The organism is Peteryoungia desertarenae (assembly GCF_005860795.2).
GTDB lineage: Bacteria > Pseudomonadota > Alphaproteobacteria > Rhizobiales > Rhizobiaceae > Allorhizobium > Allorhizobium desertarenae.
The window spans coordinates 278,661-299,696 of the sequence record NZ_CP058350.1 but is presented as its reverse complement, the minus strand read 5'-3'; the positions used below and the strand labels follow the sequence as shown (position 1 = coordinate 299,696).

The window sequence follows — 21,036 nt, the reverse complement described above, 5'->3', positions numbered from 1 at the left end:
TACGCGCAGATGATGGTACCAATCCCGATTTTCCTGCGCAAGCCCTGCCATTCCGCGATTTTGTGCTCGTTCGCGCCTGTAGCGCTCGACGAGCTTTAAGCCCGCTTTCTGTGCATCCAAAATCAGCTGGCAAGCCCTGTAATTAGAGCCCATCAATTCGCTACCTCTATCGAATTATCCAAATCAACAATGTGCACCTATCATATCGGTGCTTCATGTGTTAACTTGTTTTTGGTTAATATGTGGAGATTGCGGTGGCTCTTCATCACTTCACCCAGCGCCAGATCGCAAACGCCTTAGGCGTAAGCGAAATGACAATCAGCAGGTGCGTCCATCTCCTGGGCTGCGACAACCGCCCCCTGGCAAAATTCGATGCGTGGCAGGTCTTCATGTATGCGGAGCTGCAGGAACTTGGTTTTCAGCAGCATGTGATCAAGGAGTTGATTGCTGAGTTCCGGCATGAATGCCTGTTTGTTTTCGGCAATCCGGACGCGCGCGCATGGATTGTTTCCGTCGCCCGAGACGGCAACGAGTTCCGCACCACCGTAAAGAGTGCCGTGCACTTGGCAGCCATCTGCGACTTGTTCCCGACATCGATGATTGTGCCGTTGCACACACTTGCCGACCGAGCTCGCCAGCATCTCACAGCCCTTAAAACTCGAAAGGCAGCCACATGACGGAGATAATCACCCGCGCCGAATCTAGGCTTGGCACCTTCAACCCTGAGGCCCGAACGATCGAAATTGTTCTCGGAACCGAAAACCCCGTTCGCCGCCGCTCTTGGGAGAGCGGGAGCTATGACGAGATCCTTGTCATCAGTCGGCAGGCCATCAACACGGAGCGTCTGAACGGAATGCCGCTCCTGGACAGCCACGACGCCTATTCCGGGCTTGACAGCCGGCTCGGTTCCATCGTCGCCGACAGCCTTAGGTTCGAGGGCAAGACCGCGCTCGTCACCGCAAAGATCAGCCGGAATCCGAAGGGCGAAGCGCTGTTTCGCGACCTGGTCGATGGGCACGTGATGGCGGCCTCAGTCGGCTATAGGATCGACACCCAAGATAAGACCGAACCCTTGAAGGGCGAAGTCGCGACCGTTCGCGCCACCCGCTGGACCCCCATGGAACTGTCAATCGTCAGCGTACCGGCGGACCCGGCAGCGACAACCCGAACCCTTGAATCCGAAGGACACCACAACATGACCGACCCTGCAGCTACAACCATGACCCGCGCCGAGCTTAAGCGCATCAAGTATATTCATGACCTTGCCCGCATTGCGAAGATCGGCCCAGACACCGACTTGATAACGCGTGCAGTTGACGACGGAATAAGCATGGACGAGTTCCGCGCCGCCCTTACCGAACACCACATTGCCGAGGAACAGAAGGCCCCGACATTCCCGATCGTGGAGACACGCGGCATGCGTGATGCACAGGAAACAACCCGTACCCTGATGGCAAACGGGATCATGCACCGCCATGGCCTGACCACCAAGCTTGAGGAAGGCGCAAACCAGTTCCGCGACCTGACCCTTGTGGAGATTGCCCGCGAGGTTCTGCAGCTTCGTGGTCATGACCACCGTGGGCCGGCTTCCGAAGTCACCCGTCGCGCATTGCATTCGACATCCGACTTCTCGCACATCCTGGGCGACATCACCCGTCAGACCTTGCTGCAGCAGTATGCGGCGATCCCGAACACGTATCAGCTTATCGCGACTCGAAACGTCGTACCGGATCTTCGCGACGTGAAGGTGATCGACCTGGGCAACGGGCCGTCATTGGAGAAGCTGACCGAAAAAGGCGAGTACCGGAGAGGGACCGCCAACGAAAGCAGCGAGACGTTCAAGATGGGCCATTATGGCCGCGTCCTGGGCTTGACCGAGGCGATGATCATCAACGACCAGCTGGGCGCATTTGCCCGCCTGATTCAGACCTGGGCGATTTCAGCGGCACGCCTTGAGGGCGATATCGCTTGGGCGCCGATCCTACAGAATGACAAGCTCACCAGCGACAACAAGGCCCTGTTCCATACCGATCACGGCAACCTTGCCACCATGACCGGTGCGCCTGACCTGGCCAAGCTGGAGGAAGCCCGCAAGGCATTTCGTCGCCAGATCGATATCGATGGCCAGCCGATCGCGCTTGCACCCCGGTTCCTGTTCACAGGTACCGAGCATGAGACCACGGCACAGAAATTGATAAACAGCGAAATCAACGCTCAGACCTTTGACGCCGCGGTACCGCAGCAGGTGAAGAACCTGACCCCGGTATTCGAGAAGCGTATCGACACGCTTAGCGACCGAGCTTGGTTCATGTTCGCCGATCCAGCCGAAACACTTGGCCGTGGCCTGCAGTACGCCGTCCTTGCAGGGTATGAAACGCCCCGTCTGAAGCAGCGGGAAGGCTTCGATTTCGATGGAGTCGAGTTCCGGCTTGACCACTATTTCGGCGCTGGCCTGACTGATTACCGGTTCGCCTATTACAACAACGGTATCGAGCCCGAGCCCGAGCCGAACCCCTAATCTGAGTTTCCCGGCTGTTCCTCAAGAGCTGCAGCCGGGAATCACTGAGGGGGAGAGCTTAGCGGCTTCGCACCCCCTCAGGCCGTGTCGGTGATCATGGCGACCCAAACAATCACCCGTAAGCCAGCCGGCTCTCCTTGCCGGTCGCGGTAAGTCCCCCCCTTTCGAGGGGGGCATATCGTCCGGAGTTCCGGACGAATTCCCAGCCTATGGAGCCCCTGCAATGGCAATCTTTGACCGCCTGGACCGAATGACATCCCGACAAGTTGACCGCTCTTTTTCGGTCGCTGCTGTTATCGACCCGATGAAGAAAACAGCCAATGGCCGGCCAGTACCGGACCCGAGCCGGTCGGAAGTCCACTTGCGCGGAATCCTTGAAATAGAGCCGATCACCCAGCCGGTTGAGATTGGCAAGCGCGTGCGATCGGGCAATGACCTGATGAACCTGGTGAACGGAAGTCTGATTTCATTCAGCTTTGACGTTCGCCGATGGCCGTCCGTTGATGAGATCCGCCAAGGGGACCGGCTGCAGCTGGACGATCTTCGCCGATTCGAGGTGATTTCAGTGGAGCGCGACGGCCTGTCGAGGGCAGTGTTGCGGCTTGTCGAGGTTTAAACTTCAGGAATCGTTTATGAACGGTAAAGGCTGTTCACGAGTTCACCCCCAGCTTTGGTGGCTTCCCGCCACATGACTAGTTCCTTTTCGATGAGATCCGCCTTCTGGAAAGGTGAAAGATGGTTGTACTCACCCCTTTTTGCTGCTTCTGTGGTCAGGAGGATTGCGTCCACTGTACGGTGAAATTCTGCAATCTTTCGACAGAGGTCCGCGCCCAGCGTTCCTAAGCTACTAAAGTGGGATTTCAAGATTGGGAAATATTCTCGCCGCGACTCTGGATGATCAGTGAGATCCGGCATCGGTAAGTTCTGGCCAGACCTCAAAAGTTGCACAAATTCCTCCATATTTTTGGCGTGTCCACGCCGTTCCATAAGAGCCAAGTAGGACTCAATTTCCGCAGCAAGTCCAAAGGCCAGAGACCTTTTCGAGTACCGCCGATCCTGAGACTTCATCACTACTTGTGTAAGTATCGTCGCTGCAGATCCGATTACCGTCCCGAGAAGACCGCTACTTGCAGTGATGATGTACGGCCAATAATCTGCTTCCATTGAAGCGCCCCCGATCCAACTGACTATGTTGAAATTATAGTTGTTTCGCTTTTTTTTGGTCAACCAAACGGCGACCAAAACTCTAAATATCACAACAAAAAAGGTACATTTGTTTTTTCACAGGCTTGACTGCGGAACGCATCTATCGAAACCCGATCAATTCACCCTGTATTTGACCCTATACGCAACGTATATTTCTGATATTGCTTGACGTTTTCGCTTGAACGGTTCCGGTTTTCGCGCATCCTTAGGCCGTCAACCATAGGAGAGCGACATGCAAACAGCCGATTACAGCCTTGCCGAACTGGCAACCGCCTTGAGTGCAACGATTCGAGTGATCACCGCCCTGGACGCCACAGGCCCCCGCCTGGACGTGGTGGACCAGTGGCAGGAACAGGCCGAAGCAATGGCAACCCATATTGCCGAGGCGATCAGCAGCCGGGAAGCCGAGACGGAAGAGGAGGGGAGGATTCAGGTTCGAGCGCTGGCAGCTTATGCCGCGCTGATCATGCAAGGCGATGACGCGGATTGCTTGGCAAAATGGCCGATAGATGCCCCTGACTATGTTATGAACAGAGTTATGTTTTAGGGAACACTTTTCCAGTTTTTCCTAATGAAAACAGTATGTTAGTAAAGGTATTTGGCGCACCCGACAGGATTCGAACCTGTGACCTTTGGAATCGGAATCCAACACTCTATCCAGCTGAGCTACGGGTGCCTGAGACCGGTGAATCGGCCCCTGCTGTGACGTGGTCATAGCGCAGACCGCGTGCGGCTTCAATCTCAAAAAGTTACCGATGGCTTTGACAATCGGCTCGATGACAAACCCGGGACAGGCGCAACACGCCAATCTGATGATACTCGATGCAACGCAAACGTTTGCCTCGGCTCAATATTGGGCCAAGCGCGAGAAAGCGCTCCGAAAACATGGATTTAAGGGCTTCACTGCTTGTTACAAGTTGATAAAGCGCTAAGATTACAGTGAATTCCCGGGGGGGCGTTTAAAGCGTAAGCGTTTTTTGACGGGGTGGGGATCAGCACAACATGGCGTCGGAATGCCGGATAAACTTGATGATGAAAGGCTTCCAGATGCATCGAAACTCGACTTTTCGATGATGGAAGCCGCCATAGGCTTTCGCCTGCGACGGGCGCAGCTTTCAACTTTTCAGGACTTCAATGAGTCGTTTTCGGTCAAAGGGCTTCGCCCTACCGATTTTGCGGTTTTGCTGCTGCTTACCCGCAACCAAGGATCCAAGCAAAGTGACGTGGCAGAAGCCTTGGGCATTCAGAGGGCCAATTTCGTGGCGATCGTGGATGGCTTGGAAGCCAAGGGCTTTGTTGAAAGGCGAAAGTCAGAGACGGACCGACGGGTGCAGTCACTCTTCATGACGTCTGCAGGTGAAGCTTATCTGGCCGAGTTGATGCCTATCTGGCAGGACCATGAGGCAAGGCTTGTTGCTTTGCTCGGCGGGCCTGGACAGCGCGATGCTTTGATCGCATTGCTGGACAAGCTCTATGACTAACGGTCAGTTTGGCCTTGTTTACCTGCGGGGGATGTCTGCTGGTGAGTGAGCCCTATGATCCGCTAAGAGGCCGTGGGGCACCTTGACAGCGCATCGTCGATAAGACGGTTCGCCGTCATCATCCTGATCGTCGCCTCATTACGGTAGGTAGGGTGAACCCTGTCGGGATGGTTCTCCTTGGCAAACGCGCGACGCTTCTCTTGCAAAGCCTCGCGTCCGTCCATGGTTGAAATCGCGAGATCATCTGCAATTGAAGCAGTGTCGAGGCGGTCAATCCACTCAGGAATGGCGGGCGGCTCAGGCTCCTTGTCCTCAAAAGGCTCGGCCTCGGGCATGAGGAAAAGATAGGCCTCTTGGCGAAGGTCAACATCGGAAAAATGCATGTGGTTGCTTTCCGCCACAAATGCCTGCTTCAGTCCCACCCTGCGTGGTACAGTCGGTTCTGGCGAAGGTTCTTCCTCGTGTTCAGCCTCCAAACGGTCCACCACCGACTGGAAGAGCGACTTTCCAAACAGCACAAAGGCCTCCTTTCAGGCTCGTCGCCTGCAGGCTGCCACGCAAACTTGGACCCGGGCTTACGTCGTCCAGGATTAAACGCGCTTGAGCCGTTTTCTTCTCAATTTTGGGACTGGCTTTGACTCTGGCCGGCGGGCGCTACCACGATGCTCACATCGAGTTTTTCTCCGGCAAGTCCGATACGCATCCCGGATACAGGGGCTGCATCCGTGTAGCACAGGCCTGACGCGATGCGCACGTAGCGGGCATCGGGGCACAGATTGTTGGCAGCATCGAACCCGACCCAGCCAAGACCTGCCACATGGACTTCCGCCCACGCATGGGTCGCCGTCTGGTTTGGCTGATCCTCCATCATCAAGTAGCCCGACACATAGCGTGCCGGAAGGTTAGAGAGGCGTGCAGCGGCAAGGAAGGCATGGGTATGGTCCTGGCAGACGCCGGAACCCGCCTCCAATGCCTGTTCGCAGGTCGTCTCTACTCCTGTTGCCCCAGGAGTGTAGGCAATTGCCGCGTTGAGCTTGCCCATCAAGTCATGCATGCGCGCGAGTTCTGTATCGCCAACAAGCCCCTTGACCAGTTCCCGCGTCATTTTCCCCGCTTTGGTGAGCGGTGTTTCCCTGAGATAAAGCCAGAGCGGTACGAAACCGATATGTGCTCCGTAGACGCCGGCCCGATCTTCCGTCTCGACCTCGCCCGTTGCGACAATCCGCACGGTGTGGCTATCCCCTTCGGTCGAAACCAGATGGGTCTGATTGCCGAACTGGTCGGCAAAGCCGGCTTCGACATGAGCGCCGTCAACTGCGATGTTCCATGTCTTAACCGTTTGACCGGGACCCGTCAGCGGGGTCAGGCGCAACCTCTGAAGCGAATACTGCACCGGATCATCATAGCGATATTCTGTGGTGTGGCTGATCTGCAAATGCATTCCGTGATCCCGATCCGTCAGCTGTAGAAGCGGTAGCCCTCGGTAATCTCCTGACCCAACTGATTGTTGTGGGCAATGAAGTTATCGAGGAATTCGTGCAGGCCCTGGTCCATGATCTGATCGATCGTTGTGGATTTAAGAGTGGCACGCACGTCGTCGGCGGTTTTATGGGCGGCGATGCGTTCGCCATAGTCCTCGGCGATGTAGGCCAGATTGCTGACAATCTTTTCATAGCAATATGCGAGTGAGCGAGGCATCTGGCCATCAAGAATGAGGAAGGCTGCAATGTTCGCGGGCTTGTACTCGCCGTCATAGACCCAACGATAGGATCTGTGGGCGGATACGGAACGCAGTATCGATTCCCACTGCATGTTATCGAGCGAGGAGCCGACATGGGTCACAGCTGGCAGCAGGACATAGTATTTCACATCAAGAATTCGACTGGTGTTGTCCGCTCTTTCAATGAAGGTACCGATCCGGGCAAAGTTATAGATCTCGTTGCGCAGCATGGAGCCATGGAAGGCACCACGGATCAGACCTGCCCGACGTTTGATCGTGTCGATTACCTCCGGGAGATCCGCCGATTTCAGCTTGCGTGCCAAAACCTGCTTGATCTCGATCCAGCATTCATTCGTCGCCTCCCAGGTCTCGCGGGTCAGCGCCGTGCGCACCATGCGTGCATTGTTGCGGCCCGCGTCGATGCAGGACATGACGCTCGAGGGATTGGCGGTATCGCGCAGCAGAAAATCGATGGCGTCAGCGGCTGTCACTTTTGCCTGGCGTTCGGCAAAGAGGCTGCGCACGTCGGCACTCTGCAGCACGGCATCCCAGTCGTCATCTGAGGCACCGGTGCGGGTCAATGACATTCTCAAACCGGCATCGACAAGGCGGGCGATGTTTTCGGCTCTCTCGATGTAGCGGAACATCCAGTAGAGGCCGTTGGCAGTTCTTCCGAGCATGACCATGTCAGTCCTCCAGTACCCAGGTGTCCTTGGTGCCGCCGCCCTGGCTGGAATTGACCACGAGCGAACCCTGCTTCAGGGCCACGCGGGTCAGCCCGCCGGGGATGATCTGCACCTTGTCGGAGACGAGGACATAGGGACGAAGGTCGACGTGACGGGGCGCAATCCCCTTGTTGACGAGGATCGGCACCGTCGAAAGCGAGAGCGTCGGCTGGGCAATATAGTTGTTGGGCCGGGCCTTGAGCTTCTCGGCAAAGGCGGCGCGCTCCTTCTTGGAAGCCGTCGGACCGACCAGCATGCCATAGCCGCCCGAGCCGTGGACTTCTTTCACCACGAGCTCTTCGAGATGCTCCAGCACGTATTTCAGACTGTCGGCTTCCGAACAGCGCCAGGTCGGCACATTTTCGAGGATTGCCTTGCGGCCGGTATAGAATTCGACAATCTCGGGCATGTAGCTGTAGATCGCCTTGTCGTCGGAGATGCCTGTGCCGGGGGCGTTGGCAATTGTGATGTTGCCGGCTCGGTAGACATCCATGATGCCCGGAATACCGAGTGCGGAATCAGGCCGGAAGGTCAGGGGATCGAGGAAGTCGTCGTCGACGCGGCGGTAGAGCACGTCGATCGCCTCATAGCCGCGCGTGGTGCGCATCTTCACCTTGCCGTCAATGACGCGCAGGTCCGAGCCCTCGACCAGCTCCACGCCCATCATGTCGGCGAGGAAGGAGTGTTCGTAATAGGCCGAGTTATAGATGCCCGGCGTGAGGACCGCGACGCGCGGCTTGCCCTTGCAGCCGGGGGGGGCAAGCGAGGCCAACGACTGGCGCAAGAGATAGGGATAGTCCTCGACGCGCTGCACCTTGTTGAGCTGGAAGAGCTCGGGGAACATCTGCATCATGGTTTCCCGGTTCTCCAGCATGTAGGAGACGCCAGAAGGGGTGCGGGCATTGTCTTCGAGCACGTAGAACTGGTCTTCGCCAGTGCGGACGATGTCGGTGCCGACGATATGGGTGTAGACGCCGCCCGGCGGGCGGAAGCCGATCATCTCGGGCAGAAAGGCGACGTTCTTCTCGATCAGTTCGCGCGGGATGCGTCCGGCCTTGATGATTTCCTGCTTGTGATAGATGTCGTCAAGGAAGGCGTTGAGGGCGAGAACGCGCTGTTCGATGCCCTGAGCCAGCTTGCGCCATTCGCGGCCGGAAATGATGCGCGGGATGATGTCGAAGGGTATGAGCTTTTCGGAGCTGTCGGCATGGCCGTAGACTGCAAAGGTGATCCCGGTCTTGCGAAAGATGTTTTCCGCGTCCCTTGACTTTGCCAAGAGCCGTGCCGGGTCCTGGCTGGAATACCAATCGTGGTAGTTCTTGTATGGGTCTCGCGGATCGTTGTCCGCAGTCATCATTTCATCGAATGCCAATGGCGCCGTCCCCTTTTTCGGTCATTTGAATACAACCTAAGAAGCAATGCAAGGAGCGACAGGCGGACTGCCGCAAGATTTTTGCCCTTCCAAAATCGATGAAAAACGCGGCAAAAGACCTTTTTTTGGGCGTTTCATCGCGTGCGCGTTCTTCTGATCACTCAGAGTTGAGGCCGGCCCATCAGGCGAAGCGCGTCGTTCTCCAGAAATACACCTTTCATCTGCTCATTTTTTGACCATGAGATTTTTTGAGTGGTTCAGCTGCCGTCGCATCCGATTTTTTCACAGGAGCCTGCAGCAAAACTCTTTTGACCTGCGGATCACGCTTCGCTAACTCATTCTGGTGACTGGGAACGGGCAAGTCGCTCTAACTTCCCACCAGAAAGCTCTCATGGTCCTGCAACGTCTAGCGCCGGTTATCTTCGTATTGTTGTGGTCAACCGGCTGGGTCGTCGCAAAATATGCCAGCTTCTACGCCGACCCGTTGACATTCCTCGCCTTGCGTTATGCCGTCGCTGCAATCCTGTTTTACGCTGTTTGCCGGTTCTCGGGTGTTCGATGGCCACGGTCGCGCCAGGCCACTGGTCATGCCATGGTATCTGGCATCTTTCTGCATGGGCTTTATCTCGGCATGGTGTGGTGGGCGATCGGTCATGGTGTCCCTGCGGCCCTGTCGGGCATCATTGCAGGGCTCCAGCCCCTCATGACGGCTGTTGCGGCAGGTTTGCTGATCGGCGAGATGCTCACACGCCTGCAGCGTCTTGGCCTCATCCTCGGATTTTGCGGTATCGCAATTGCCGTTCTGCCGAATGTGCTGACGCTAGATGCCAGCGCTATCCCGGCTGGCCCAATTGCCGTCAATGTGCTGGCGATGGTCTGTGTCACTGTCGGAACACTCTACCAGAAGCGGTTCTTGCGAGAGGGCGATCTTCGCGCGGTCGCGACGCTGCAATATGTGGGTGCGCTTGCGATTACGCTGCCGGCTGCCTTCGCGCTTGAAGAGATGCGGCTTGATTATGGCCTGCCACTGTTCCTGATCCTGGGGTGGTCGGTGCTGGGGATTTCCATGGGGGCCGTAGCATTGCTTCTTCTGCTGATCCGGCGTGGCGATGTGTCCAAGGCCGCATCCATGACCTATCTCGTGCCACCTCTCGCGGCCATCGAGGCGTCGTTCCTGTTTGGCGAGACCCTGACCCTGCCCATGATCGTCGGCACTGTCATTGTTGTGGTCGGCGTCTATCTGACAAACCGGAAAGAGGTGGTCAAAGCCGCGTGAGTGCGCTCGTCTGGACGACACACAGGTGCGACTGGAAAGATAAAGATGGCGCAGCATGTGCCGCGCCATCTTGATTTGAAAAGCCTGTCACGTGTCTTCAGGCTTCGCGGCGACGACCGCCGGCGGTGCCGGAGCGTTGAGGACGCGACTGACCAGATCCATGTCCAAAACCGCCAGCCGGACGGTTTCCGCCCTTGCGGTGGCCAGGCTTGCCCGAAGGACGGCCATCGGCTTTCGCGCCGGTGCGGCTTTCGCCTTCAGACTTTCCACGCCCCTTGCCACCCTGATGGTTGCGGTTGTTGCCGCCCCCACCAGCACCGCCTCGGCGCTGCGGACGGACGGGACGCTGCAGGTTTGCCGGCGGTTCGCCCGAGGCGACCGGGATCTCGATACCCATGAGCTTTTCGATGTCGCGCAGCAGGCGGCCTTCGTCCGGGCCACAGAAGGCGATCGCGATACCGTCACGACCGGCGCGGGCGGTGCGACCGATACGATGCACGTAGGCATCCGGCACTTCCGGCAGATCGTAGTTGAAGACGTGGCTGACGGCCGGGATGTCGATGCCGCGTGCGGCAACGTCCGTGGCGATCAGGGTCTTGATCTGGCCGTCACGGAACCCCTTCAAGGCGCGCTCGCGCTGGCCCTGGCTCTTGTTGCCATGGATCGAGGCGACCGAGTAACCGGTGATGTCGAGGTGCTTCATCAGCTTCTCTGCGCCATGCTTGGTGCGCAGGAAGACGATGGAGCGACCATCCGGGTTGTCGTTGAGGATCTTCTTCAACAGTTCCGTCTTGGCATTCTGGCCAGCCAGGAAGTGCACGTGCTGTTCGATCTTGTCGGCTGCCTTGCCGGGCGGGGTGACTTCCACCTTGGCCGGGTTTGTCAGGAACTGAGCGGCGAGATCGGCGATCGACGACGGCATGGTTGCCGAGAAGAGCAGGGTCTGGCGCTTCGGCGGCACCATCTTCGAGATTTTGCGCAGATCATGGATAAAGCCGAGGTCGAGCATCTGGTCGGCTTCGTCGAGGACAAGGTGGCTGACCTGGCGCAGCGTCACGGCATTGCGCTCGATCAGGTCGAGCAGGCGCCCGGGAGTGGCAACGAGGATGTCAGCGCCGGAGAGCAACTGCATCTGCTGCTTGCCGATCGAGGCGCCACCGACGACCTGGATGATCTTGAGCGGGAGCTTCTGGTTGAAGGCGCGCAGGTTGTCGCCGATCTGGTTGACCAGTTCGCGGGTCGGGGCGAGGATCAGGACACGGGTCGAGCGGGACTGCGGGCGGGCTTCGCTCGCCATCAGCGCTTCGATGATCGGCAGGCCAAAGGCAGCGGTCTTGCCGGTGCCGGTCTGGGCGAGGCCGATCAGGTCGCGGCCTTCCATGACGATCGGGATCGCCTGGGCCTGGATAGGGGTAGGGGTTTCAAAGCCGAGATGGCCGAGAGTCTTCACGATTTTCTTGGACAGTCCAAGGTCGTCGAAAGTGGTCAAAGCATTTGCCTTTCGGGGGCGCCGAAAACCATTTGCCCGGATCGCAGATTTGCGAACCGGTTGGCATTGGCGTCAAGAACCCCGCGTGATCTGGGAACTTGTAAGTTGGAAAGACTTTCCAGCGCATCGGCGATGTTGTCGCCGCATTCTATTTGCGCCTTGCCTTCTTCGCGTCTCAGATGTCGCTGGGCACGCTCACGCGGCGGCCGGAAGGTGAAAGCTGAGGTGCAAATGGACCTTATTCTTGCAGAAGTCAAGGTAATGTTTGCGTTGCAGCGAAATGCTGCAGGCCTTGCTGGCGATGAAACCTGCCAGGGGCAAGAGCTGCCGCAGCCCGTCGAGGCGATGCGACAGCTCCCGATCGTCAGATTTGTGCGCTCTTCGGCTATGCGAATCAGGCCGTGTAATAAGGTGAGTTCATGCCCTTGCTGGCTTCGGCAACAACATCGCCGTCGAAGAGGCGGACCGTGAGGCTGGCATCGGCGGCTTTGGCGAAGTCCGACAGCATGCCCTCGGCATAGGCGCGTGCATTTTCGATGGAATCAAATTCATAAAAGCCGCCGACCGAATGGGTGTGGATGCCGCTCAGCCAGGTCTTGCTGCGCAGACCCTTCACGGTGTGCATTGCAGGATTGGCTTCGCCCCAAACGGCTTCGGTAAACGGAGCCGATACCTGGAATTCGGCATAGAGGTAAACGCGCGATGGATTTGACATTTTTTAGTCTCCTTGTGTTGGTGGGCCTTGGATACGGCTCTTATATGCGCTATTATCACCATTAGAAAAGTACGCACCTTTTGGTAATAATTGAAAATGTTTCATCCAGCTGACCCCTACAACATGGATTGCCCCTCCCGCGACGTGCTCGACCTGATCGGCGGCAAGTGGGCGATCCTCATTCTCTGCTGTCTCCAGCAGGGGGCCGTCCGGACCGGCGTCCTGATGCGCGCGATCAATGGCATCTCGCAGAAGATGCTGACCCAGACCCTCCGCGACATGGAGCGTGACGGGCTAATCGAGCGGATCAGCTATCCGGAAGTGCCGCCCCGGGTTGAATATCGCCTGACAGAGCTCGGCGCATCGCTGTCGGAGCTTGCACGCGCCATGGAGCAATGGGTGGTGACCCATTATCCTGAAATCATGGAAAACCGGGAACGCTCCGGGGCCGAGATCCCGGCACGGCTGAAACTGTCCTGATCGCCGCCTGCGCGGTTCCGGGTCAATGGTTTGCGGTCGACGGCAATTGAAGGTCAAAGGCCGCGCTGGCAACCGCGATGCCGTTGACCATGATCTCGATCCGGTGCTGGCCCGTGTGATAGACCCTTGTGGTGATCGGGCGGAAGCTGTGGCGGCGTGCGATGCAGACCGTCTCTCCAGCCCTGACGATCAGCGACGTCCCCTTGAAGACCTTCGGCGACAGCGAGCCATCCTTCTTGCGGTGGTGGATCGCGTAGTCGACCAGTGCGGTGACATCCGCCCTGCCCAGGTTCGCAAGATGCAGGTCGAAAAGCAATTCACCGGGAAAGACCAGGTGGGTCGTCTTCAGGTCGAGACGGCTGGTGATATCCTTCAGCGGTTCATAGCCGAAATTGGCGAGCGCCTTGGTGTGGCCCTTCTTCACCAGCGTGCGGGACGCGTGTTTGAGAAGCCAGAGCCTGTCCTTTGACGCGCCCTTCCGATGCCGCTCGACGAAATCCGCGACCAGATTGGGATGGTCCTTGGCGATGTCGTTCAGGCTGTTGGCCACCGAGCGGCGGACATAATCCTCGGCGTCGTCGATCAGGGCTTCGAGGATCGGCAGGACGAGCGCGGGATCCTTGACCAGGGCCGGCAGGCGCATGGCCCAGGGCAGGCGCGGGCGGGTGCCTTCCGAGGCGAGGCGCCGGACATGGTGGTTCGGGTCGTCGATCCAGCCGGAGATGATCGCAAGCGCCTTGTCCTGTTCATCTGATATGAAGGGGCGGATGCCGAATTCGCCGGTGAAGTGTGGGGTGAGGGACTTCAGGAGGTTCAGGGAAACCTCCAGATGACCGCGTCCATGGGCGGCAATGTATTGGTTGAAGGAGAGGAGCGCCCAGCCGCTGAGGCCCGGATGCTCCGGTTTCGGCAGGCAGTCCTGCAGGATCCTGGTCGCCTGCGTGAAATCCTGGGGCAGATGGCGGCTCAGCGCGTCGGCGATGCACTGGCCCCGCTGCATGAGTTCGAGTGCCTCTATCTCTGCAAGCACCTCGGCGAGAAAGCGGTCGCGATTGAAGGGTCGCCAGGCCCGCGCCACGGCATGTGTCGTGTCGCGGGCCGTCTGAGGGCCGATCAGATGTTTCAAAGGCTCGGCCATTGGCGGATCAAATGGTCCCTTGTGTTTCGAAATGCTGCATCAGGGTAACACCCGTGATCGCCGCCATATAGGGGGCGAAGGCCGGGTCGGCTTGAACCTTGGTGGCGGCTGCATCCGCGCTGTCTTTATCGGTCCATTCGACCAGGTCGGCGATCATGTCGCCCTGTTCGACTGATGTCAGGGCCCGCCATGAGACGAAACCGGGATAGGTTTTCACGGCGTCCATCGCGGCGCGGCGGGCTTGTTCGGCTGCCGGCTTGTCGGCAACGGTGCAAACTGCGATTTCGAGAACGGTATCGGTGGTCATTTGGCTCTCCTGTGGTTGATGTCGGCTTGACCTAACACAGTCCAACTGACAACCTTCTGGCCATAACCTTTGCAGAGGCCTTCCATGCGTCCCGCCGATCGCCTGTTCCGGATCATCCAGCTGATGCGCGCGACCGGGCGCGCGATGACGGCGGCGGAAATCGCCGAGAAGATGGAGGTCGCGCCGCGCACCATCTATCGCGACATGGACCACCTGATCGCCTCCGGTGCGCCGATCGAAGGTGAACGCGGCGTGGGATATATGCTGCGCGAGGCCTTCGACGCGCCGCCGCTGACCTTCACCTTCGAGCAGCTGGAAGCATTGGCCTTCGGACTTCGGGCGGTCGAGATGCTCGGCGATCCCAGACTCGGTCAGGCAGCGCGAGAGGCGAAGGACAAGATGGTCGGCATGTTGCCGCGCGAGCATGCGGAGCGCTTGCTGTCCGCGCCCATACACGCCTTCCGTTCGTCGGCCCAGCCGGAGGTGCCCGACTGTCTCGGCGACGTGCGCTCGACCCTGTCGTCCACCCGCAAGGTCTGGATTGCCTATCATTCGCTGCCCGGCGAGCGCAGCCAGCGCGTCGTCTGGCCGCTGGGGCTTGCTGCCTTTGGCGCCATCTGGGTGATGACCGCCTGGTGCGAGATGCGCCAAAGCTTTCGGGACTTCCGCCTCGACCGGGTCGAGGACTGGAAGGTGCTGGGCGACCGCTTCGAGCCGGCGCCGCACCAGACCTATCAGGCCTATCTCAAGCAGCTGGCGTGACGGATCAGAAATCCGTCGCAACCCCGCCCTCGGCCTTGCGTTTTGCCACGAAGGCGTCGAGCTCCTCCTCGACGGTCGGATCGATCGGCGGGCGTTCGTAACTCGCCAGCTTTTCCTTGAAGATCCGGTTGGCGTGGTCATAAGTGGTCGGTCGGCCGGCCTCGGTCCAGGTCTCGAAATTGCGCCAGTCGGAGAGGATCGGCGAATAGAAAGCGGTCTCGTAGCGGGCAAGCGTATGGGCCGTGCCGAAGAAATGACCGCCGGGGCCGACTTCGCGCACGGCGTCGAGGGCCAGCGCATCCGGGGTGACGTCGAGCGGCGTCAGGAACTCAGCGACCATCTGCAGCATGTCGACATCGAGGATGAATTTTTCGAAGGAGGCCGTCAGACCGCCTTCGCTCCAGCCGGCGGAATGCATGATGAAATTGCCGCCGCCTTGCGTCAGCGCCCAGAGAGAGAATGCGCTCTCATAGGCCGCCTGGGCATCGAGCGTGTTCGCGGCATTGGTGTTCGACGTGCGATAGGGGATGCCGTAGCGGCGGGCGAGTTGGCCGCCGACAATAACCGCCTTCATGTATTCCGGCGTGCCGAAGGCCGGTGCGCCGGTCTTCATGTCGACATTCGAGGTGAAGCCGCCATAGACGACGGGCGCGCCGCGCTTGACCATCTGGGTGAAGGCGATGCCGCAGAGCGCTTCGGCATTCTGCTGGACGACCGCACCGGCAATGGTGACCGGGGCCATGGCCCCGGCCAGCGTGAAGGGCGTCAAGACGACGACCTGACCGCGCGAGGACATTTCGATGATGCCCTGGAGCATGGGGCCATCGAGGCGCAGCGGCGAAGACGAGTTGATGATGGTGAAGAGCGAGGGCTCGTTCTCCATCTGCTCCATCGAAATGCCGCGACCGATGCGGGCGATCTCGATGGCGTCGAGATTGCGCTGCTTGCCGAGCGAATAGCAGTGGAAGACCTTGTCGGTGAGCTTCACCATGTCGGAGAGGCAGTCGAGGTGGCGGACCGAGGCGTGGATGTCGATCGGCTCGACCGGATAGCCGCCCGTCGTGTGGATCACGTCATAGCACTGGGCGAGCTTCACGAGCTTGCGGAAGTCTTCCTGGTTGCCGGCGCGGCGGCCGCCCTCGCGATCGGCGACGAAGGGGGCGGATGCAATCTGGGCGAAGACGAGGTTGTTGCCACCCATCTTGACGTTGCGCTCGGGATTGCGGGCGAACATCTGGAATTCGCGCGGGGCGGACGCGATCATGTCCATGATCAGGTTGCGGTCGAAGCGGACGCGGTCTGAGCCCTCGGCGACCTCTGCACCATGCGCCTTCATGATGGCGCGGGCCTCCGGCAGCATGATGTCCATGCCGATCTCTTCGAGGATCGTCAGCGATGCCTCGTGCATCTCGTCGAGTGCCTGAGGGTCGAGCAGCTCGGTTGTGGCAAGGCGGTTGACGAGATTGCGATACCGTTCGGTCGAGCTTTTGCGGGTGCGCTCGGTCCCGCGTCCCGTGCCTCGTCGACGGCGCTCGACAGGCGGCGTTGTCCCTTCAGTCTCAGACAAGCCAGAAATGCTAATGTCGTTCATGGTCAACCCGTTGATTTGTTATCGACATGTTCTGCCAGTTTTCGCCCTCCATGCGCGTTGCCAATTGCGACCAGAAAGAGGTTCTAGCGGAACATTGGCCAGATGTTTTTCTGCATTATTGCCCGACGGGGGTGTCAGGTGTGAGGTGGGTGCCTTTACCCCGGGTTTACCAATCGCAATCATTGATCGACAGGGTGGAGGAAATTGAACGGCGGTAGAGGATTGCTGACCCAAGCGCGTTGCAGAATTGTCGCCTTGCCGGAACCGGCGTTCATTAAGGACAGCCAGTTACGCTATGTTGTGGTCAATCAGGCCTATGCCGATCTCTTCAATCTTTCTGCCGACGACTTCTCCGGTATGGTCGATCAGGAGATCCTGCCCACTGAATTCGATCCCTTCAGGGATGATCAAGAGCGCCGAAGTGTCGTCTTCGGCGAAGACGTTCAACTTTCCCTCCCCGACTGGAGCAAACAGCGATCAATTCCCTTGATCATTGAACGCTTCATTGATGATGACGATCACATATATCTGTTCGGCTACTGCGGCCATTTACTCGATGCGCAAATGCAGGGCGAGGGTGACGGAAACACTGACGGCAAAGGAGCAGACCTCCTAAAGACGCTCATCGAGAGCCTTCCGGTCGCAACCTATATTCGGGATCGTAACTATCGTCTGCTTTATGCCAACAAGGCCTATAGCGACATCACGGGCCTGCCCCTTTCTGCATTGATCGGCAAGACCGAGATCGAGATATTTCCACAACTGGGTGAAGCTTATCGCGATCAGAACCGTCGAGTCGTCGAGAGCAACCAGTCTGAAGAATGTCGCGAAGTCTTCATCAATGCAGCGGGTGAGGCGATACCGGTTCTTTCCCGTTCCTTGCCCATGACCGGACCTGACGGTCAAGTCTACCTGGTTGGCTCGATTACCGACCTAACGCAGTTGCGACAGCGTGAGCAGCTTGCCGAAGAGGCCAAGGAAGCCGCTGCCCGGTTGCATGTGCATTTTGAAGGCTTGTTGCGAGAACTTCCGGTGGGTGCGCTCGTTCTCAACGAGATGCTTCACATCGAATATGCGAATCCTGCTGTCAGTCGCTTTCTTGAACTGGAGGATTTTGGGCCGCTGGAGGGCTTGTCCGTTCGAGCGCTTCTTGAAGTCGTTTATCGTCGGTCCATGGCAGGCTCTCACGGCGACGAGATCGAGGCGGCAATCGAGAAGCGAGTGAACGCTTATACCACGCAAGGTGACATCCCGACGATCAAGGTCAAAACGCCATCTCACCATGTCATTGCAGTCTCCGCCACCCGGCTGGACGGTGGAAAGATCCTCGTCACTTATTCCGATATCACTGTCCTGGAAGAGCACGAGGAGCAAATAGAGCTTTACCGCACCGCGCTCGAGCAGATGCCTGTTCCTGTCTTCATCCGGGACCATGACCGACGGCTCGTGTTTGTCAATGAGGCCTACGAAAAGCTGAACCGGACGCCAAGGGAAGCCATCTACGGCCTGACCGAAGAAGAGATGTTTCCTGACCGAGGGTCCCAATTTCGTGAAGAAAACGAGCGGATCTTGCGCGACGGTGACTTTGTCGAAAACCCGCGCGATGTGATCGTGGCCGACGGAAAGCTGATCCCGGTTATGTCGCGCCTCAGTCGCATCACCACCAGGCAGAAAAGGCACTATCTGCTGGGGTCTTTATCGGATGTATCGGCCCTGCGGGAACATGAGGCTGCCTTGATCGAGGCGCGTTCGACCTCTGACAAGCTTTACGCAGATCTCATCAGCATCCTGCTCAATATGCCGATTGGAATTGTGATCCTGACGGAAAACCTGAGGGTTGAGTTTGCCAACGAAAAATGTCGGGAAATCTGGTGTTGGCGGGATGATATGCCGCTCGAGGGGCTCACATTCCGGGATTACTGTGTCGAAAACGACAAGCGCGGTTGGACCTGGCCCGGGCTGGACTTCGAAGAAGGCTACCAGTTGCGGGTCGACGAGTTCAAAATGCTTGAGGGTACGCGCTCACGCGAGCTTTCATACCCGGACGGCAAATCCGTTCTGGCAACGGCAACCCGGCTGACAGAGGGGCGCATTCTGCTGACCTATGCTGACCTTACAGAGGTCCGCAAGAGGGAGCTTGAGATCGATCAGGCTCGAAACGAACTCGGGCGCCTCGGCGAGTTCATGCAGGCCGCGATGCGGGTAATGTCACAGGGCCTGATGGTTATCGAAGACAATGTAGTAACGCATGCAAACGAGTCTTTCAGCCGGATCCTTGACTTGCCGCCCGGTGTCGTGACGCAGGGGCAGACTTGGCTCTCTGCTTTCCACTACTGTGCCGACAGGGGAGATTTCGGGGAGGAGCCTGCTGGTCTCCTGAAGGACTGGCGCGCCAAGCTCAAGGAAACGACTGGCTTTACGACCACATTCCTGGCAGGCGGGAAGACCTGGGTGCAGATGGAGGCAACCTTCGGCGGTCGCGGCCACTGGATCGTTCTGCTGACGGATATCACCGACCTCAAGGAGCGCGAGGCCGAGCTTCAGGTCTTGTTGGCCCGCAGCGAGACGGCTGATCGCGCCAAGTCCGAGTTTTTGGCCAATATGAGCCATGAAATCAGGACACCCATGAATGGCGTTCTCGGCATGGCCGAGCTCCTTGCGAAATCAGCACTCGATACGCGACAGAAGACCTTTGTCGATATCATCATGAAGTCGGGCAATTCATTGCTGACGATCATCAATGATATCCTGGATTTCTCCAAGATCGACTCAGGGCAGATGCAGTTGCGCCAACAACCCTTCGATCCGGTCGAGGCTGTCGAGGATGTCGCGACCCTCATGGCCGCGGCGGCGGCGCAAAAGGATATTGAGCTCATCGTGCGTGCTGATGCAGTGGTTCGCCACAGGGTGCGCGGCGACGCCGGTCGCTTCCGGCAGATCGTCACCAATCTCGTCGGCAATGCCATCAAATTCACCGAAATCGGGCAGGTCTTCATCTCTCTAGAGGCCGAAGAGCGGCCTGACGGCCGACTTTCGCTACGCCTGATGGTCGAGGATACCGGCGTTGGAATTGCCCAGGGGCAGTTGCAGCAGATTTTCGAGAAGTTCTCACAGGTTGACGGAAGCTTTAGCCGTCGGCAGGAAGGTACGGGACTGGGTCTTGCGATCACCGCAGGGCTCGTCAAGCTATTCGGGGGCACAATCGATGTGACGTCCAGCCTCGGAGATGGCTCGATATTTGCGGTCGAATTCCCAATGGAGATTGTCGGCGAGCGGCAGGGGCTCAAGGGTTTGCCCACAATCGTCCAGGGAGCGCGCATTCTGATTGTTGACGACAATCCTGTCAGTGGTGATGTCTTGCGGGAGCAGCTTGAGTGCTGGGGCTTTGAGGCCGTTGTCGTCGACAGCGGTGCCATGGCAGTGATGTTCCTGCAGACTGCGAAAGATCATGGGCTGGCGGTCGACGTGGTTCTGATTGATCATCAGTTGCGTGGCGAGACGGGTGCCCAAGTCGCTCGCCTGATTATGTCGGATACACTTTCGAATGACACCGGAATCGTATTGCTCACGGCACTGGATATGTCCGGCGATGATCAGACCCTCGGGCAGCACGGGATGAATGCGCATCTGATGAAGCCGGCACGGTCCAATTTGCTCCGGAATGCACTCATCGAGGTTGCTCGAAGCAAGAGAATAGCAGCAGGACGTAACAGCGCGCCCATCCAAGCTCACTCAGCAAATGTCGATCATGCGCGCGTCGCAGGGTACAGAACCTCCCCGGACCTGGTGATTGACAGGCAAACGGTTGCTCCGTCCGAGGCCCCGGAAAGTCTCGATGTGCTGATTGCGGAAGACAATGAAATCAATCAGATCGTCTTCAGTCAAACACTTCAGGCAGCAAACATCCGCTTCAAGATCGTTGGCACCGGTGAGGCTGCAATCGAGGTCTGGCAGAGCTTGAAACCCGAGTTGATCATCATGGATGTTTCCATGCCGGTCATGAACGGCCATCAGGCAACGCGGATCATCCGCGAGCGGGAGCGTAGCGAGGGGCTGGGCGCGCATGTCCCTATCATCGGTGTCACCGCGCATGCTTTGGACAGCGATCGGCAACTCTGCCTATCGGCTGGCATGGATGATTACCTGACCAAGCCGATTTCGCCTGAGACGCTTGTAGAAAGGGTCGCTTTCTGGGCTCGTCGAAAATCCAAAGCGGCGGCACCAATCGAATTCCACAACTGAAAGCGAGACCGGCG

18 protein-coding genes, 1 tRNA gene and 1 pseudogene are annotated in these 21,036 nt (G+C 58.3%); 9 read left to right on the top strand and 11 right to left on the bottom strand.

Going from position 1 to position 21,036, the window contains the following annotated elements; genetic code table 11:
* Positions 1-254: 254 nt before the first annotated feature.
* The 3 genes from FE840_RS01410 to FE840_RS01400 all read left to right on the top strand — a co-directional run bounded on the left by FE840_RS01410 (position 255) and on the right by FE840_RS01400 (position 3,134).
* A complete protein-coding gene (locus tag FE840_RS01410) occupies positions 255-677 on the top strand; it encodes a hypothetical protein (protein WP_138288788.1) in 423 nt (140 codons plus the stop codon).
* Positions 674-2,518, top strand: a complete 1,845-nt coding sequence (locus FE840_RS01405) for a prohead protease/major capsid protein fusion protein (RefSeq protein ID WP_138288789.1) — start codon at positions 674-676, stop codon at positions 2,516-2,518. Before FE840_RS01410 ends, FE840_RS01405 begins: the two co-directional genes overlap by 4 nt.
* A 223-nt stretch (positions 2,519-2,741) precedes the next feature.
* Positions 2,742-3,134: a hypothetical protein gene (locus FE840_RS01400; RefSeq protein ID WP_138288790.1), complete on the top strand. Its 393-nt coding sequence runs from the start codon at positions 2,742-2,744 to the stop codon at positions 3,132-3,134.
* A gap of 14 nt (positions 3,135-3,148) precedes the next feature.
* On the opposite strand, the gene FE840_RS01395 is transcribed toward FE840_RS01400, so the two are convergent.
* Complete coding sequence (locus FE840_RS01395) at positions 3,149-3,682, bottom strand: hypothetical protein (RefSeq protein WP_138288791.1); 534 nt, start codon at positions 3,680-3,682, stop codon at positions 3,149-3,151.
* A 274-nt stretch (positions 3,683-3,956) separates the two neighbouring features.
* Here FE840_RS01395 and FE840_RS01390 point away from each other — a divergent pair, with 274 nt between their 5' ends.
* Positions 3,957-4,271 (top strand): hypothetical protein, encoded by a 315-nt coding sequence (locus tag FE840_RS01390; protein ID WP_138288792.1) that lies wholly within the window; start codon positions 3,957-3,959, stop codon positions 4,269-4,271.
* A 52-nt stretch (positions 4,272-4,323) separates the two neighbouring features.
* Here the strand turns inward: FE840_RS01390 and FE840_RS01385 are convergent.
* A tRNA-Arg gene (locus FE840_RS01385) sits at positions 4,324-4,400 on the bottom strand.
* A gap of 394 nt (positions 4,401-4,794) precedes the next feature.
* On the opposite strand from FE840_RS01385, the gene FE840_RS01380 reads away from it, so the two are divergent.
* The gene (locus FE840_RS01380; RefSeq protein WP_246318820.1) at positions 4,795-5,205 is read left to right on the top strand and encodes a MarR family winged helix-turn-helix transcriptional regulator; all 411 of its coding nucleotides are present in this window, start codon (positions 4,795-4,797) and stop codon (positions 5,203-5,205) included.
* Between the two features lie 62 nt (positions 5,206-5,267).
* Here FE840_RS01380 and FE840_RS01375 read toward each other — a convergent pair whose 3' ends face one another.
* The 4 genes from FE840_RS01375 to FE840_RS01360 form a co-directional block, all read right to left on the bottom strand.
* Positions 5,268-5,723, bottom strand: coding sequence for a hypothetical protein (locus FE840_RS01375; RefSeq protein ID WP_138288793.1), 456 nt, complete (start codon positions 5,721-5,723; stop codon positions 5,268-5,270).
* Between the two features lie 98 nt (positions 5,724-5,821).
* Positions 5,822-6,646 carry a transglutaminase family protein gene (locus tag FE840_RS01370; RefSeq protein ID WP_138288794.1) on the bottom strand — a complete coding sequence of 275 codons (825 nt, stop codon included), beginning with the start codon at positions 6,644-6,646 and terminating at the stop codon, positions 5,822-5,824.
* 17 nt (positions 6,647-6,663) lie between these two features.
* Positions 6,664-7,605: an alpha-E domain-containing protein gene (locus tag FE840_RS01365; RefSeq protein ID WP_138288910.1), complete on the bottom strand. Its 942-nt coding sequence runs from the start codon at positions 7,603-7,605 to the stop codon at positions 6,664-6,666.
* Between the two features lie 7 nt (positions 7,606-7,612).
* Positions 7,613-9,022, bottom strand: coding sequence for a circularly permuted type 2 ATP-grasp protein (locus FE840_RS01360; protein WP_138288795.1), 1,410 nt, complete (start codon positions 9,020-9,022; stop codon positions 7,613-7,615).
* 391 nt (positions 9,023-9,413) lie between these two features.
* Here FE840_RS01360 and FE840_RS01355 point away from each other — a divergent pair, with 391 nt between their 5' ends.
* Positions 9,414-10,298 carry a DMT family transporter gene (locus tag FE840_RS01355; RefSeq protein WP_138288796.1) on the top strand — a complete coding sequence of 295 codons (885 nt, stop codon included), beginning with the start codon at positions 9,414-9,416 and terminating at the stop codon, positions 10,296-10,298.
* A 252-nt stretch (positions 10,299-10,550) separates the two neighbouring features.
* Here the strand turns inward: FE840_RS01355 and FE840_RS01350 are convergent.
* Both FE840_RS01350 and FE840_RS01345 read right to left on the bottom strand, forming a co-directional pair.
* Positions 10,551-11,819 (bottom strand): annotated as a pseudogene (locus FE840_RS01350) (DEAD/DEAH box helicase); the annotation flags it as partial.
* Between the two features lie 362 nt (positions 11,820-12,181).
* Positions 12,182-12,502 (bottom strand): YdhR family protein, encoded by a 321-nt coding sequence (locus tag FE840_RS01345; RefSeq protein ID WP_138288798.1) that lies wholly within the window; start codon positions 12,500-12,502, stop codon positions 12,182-12,184.
* A 96-nt stretch (positions 12,503-12,598) separates the two neighbouring features.
* Between FE840_RS01345 and FE840_RS01340 the strand changes: the two genes are divergently transcribed.
* Positions 12,599-12,982: a winged helix-turn-helix transcriptional regulator gene (locus FE840_RS01340; protein WP_138288799.1), complete on the top strand. Its 384-nt coding sequence runs from the start codon at positions 12,599-12,601 to the stop codon at positions 12,980-12,982.
* A gap of 22 nt (positions 12,983-13,004) precedes the next feature.
* Here FE840_RS01340 and FE840_RS01335 read toward each other — a convergent pair whose 3' ends face one another.
* On the bottom strand, positions 13,005-14,120 hold the full coding sequence (locus tag FE840_RS01335; protein WP_138288800.1) for a DNA alkylation repair protein: 1,116 nt from the start codon (positions 14,118-14,120) through the stop codon (positions 13,005-13,007).
* Between the two features lie 7 nt (positions 14,121-14,127).
* Entirely contained in the window at positions 14,128-14,427 is a 300-nt protein-coding gene (locus FE840_RS01330) for a hypothetical protein (RefSeq protein WP_138288801.1), read from the bottom strand.
* An 84-nt stretch (positions 14,428-14,511) separates the two neighbouring features.
* Between FE840_RS01330 and FE840_RS01325 the strand changes: the two genes are divergently transcribed.
* Positions 14,512-15,189: a helix-turn-helix transcriptional regulator gene (locus FE840_RS01325; RefSeq protein WP_138288802.1), complete on the top strand. Its 678-nt coding sequence runs from the start codon at positions 14,512-14,514 to the stop codon at positions 15,187-15,189.
* Between the two features lie 4 nt (positions 15,190-15,193).
* Here the strand turns inward: FE840_RS01325 and FE840_RS01320 are convergent, their stop codons facing one another.
* Positions 15,194-16,780, bottom strand: a complete 1,587-nt coding sequence (locus FE840_RS01320) for a trimethylamine methyltransferase family protein (protein WP_138288803.1) — start codon at positions 16,778-16,780, stop codon at positions 15,194-15,196.
* Positions 16,781-17,035: 255 nt separating this feature from the next.
* Here FE840_RS01320 and FE840_RS01315 point away from each other — a divergent pair, with 255 nt between their 5' ends.
* On the top strand, positions 17,036-21,022 hold the full coding sequence (locus FE840_RS01315) for a PAS domain-containing protein (RefSeq protein WP_171033782.1): 3,987 nt from the start codon (positions 17,036-17,038) through the stop codon (positions 21,020-21,022).
* Positions 21,023-21,036: the final 14 nt, after the last annotated feature.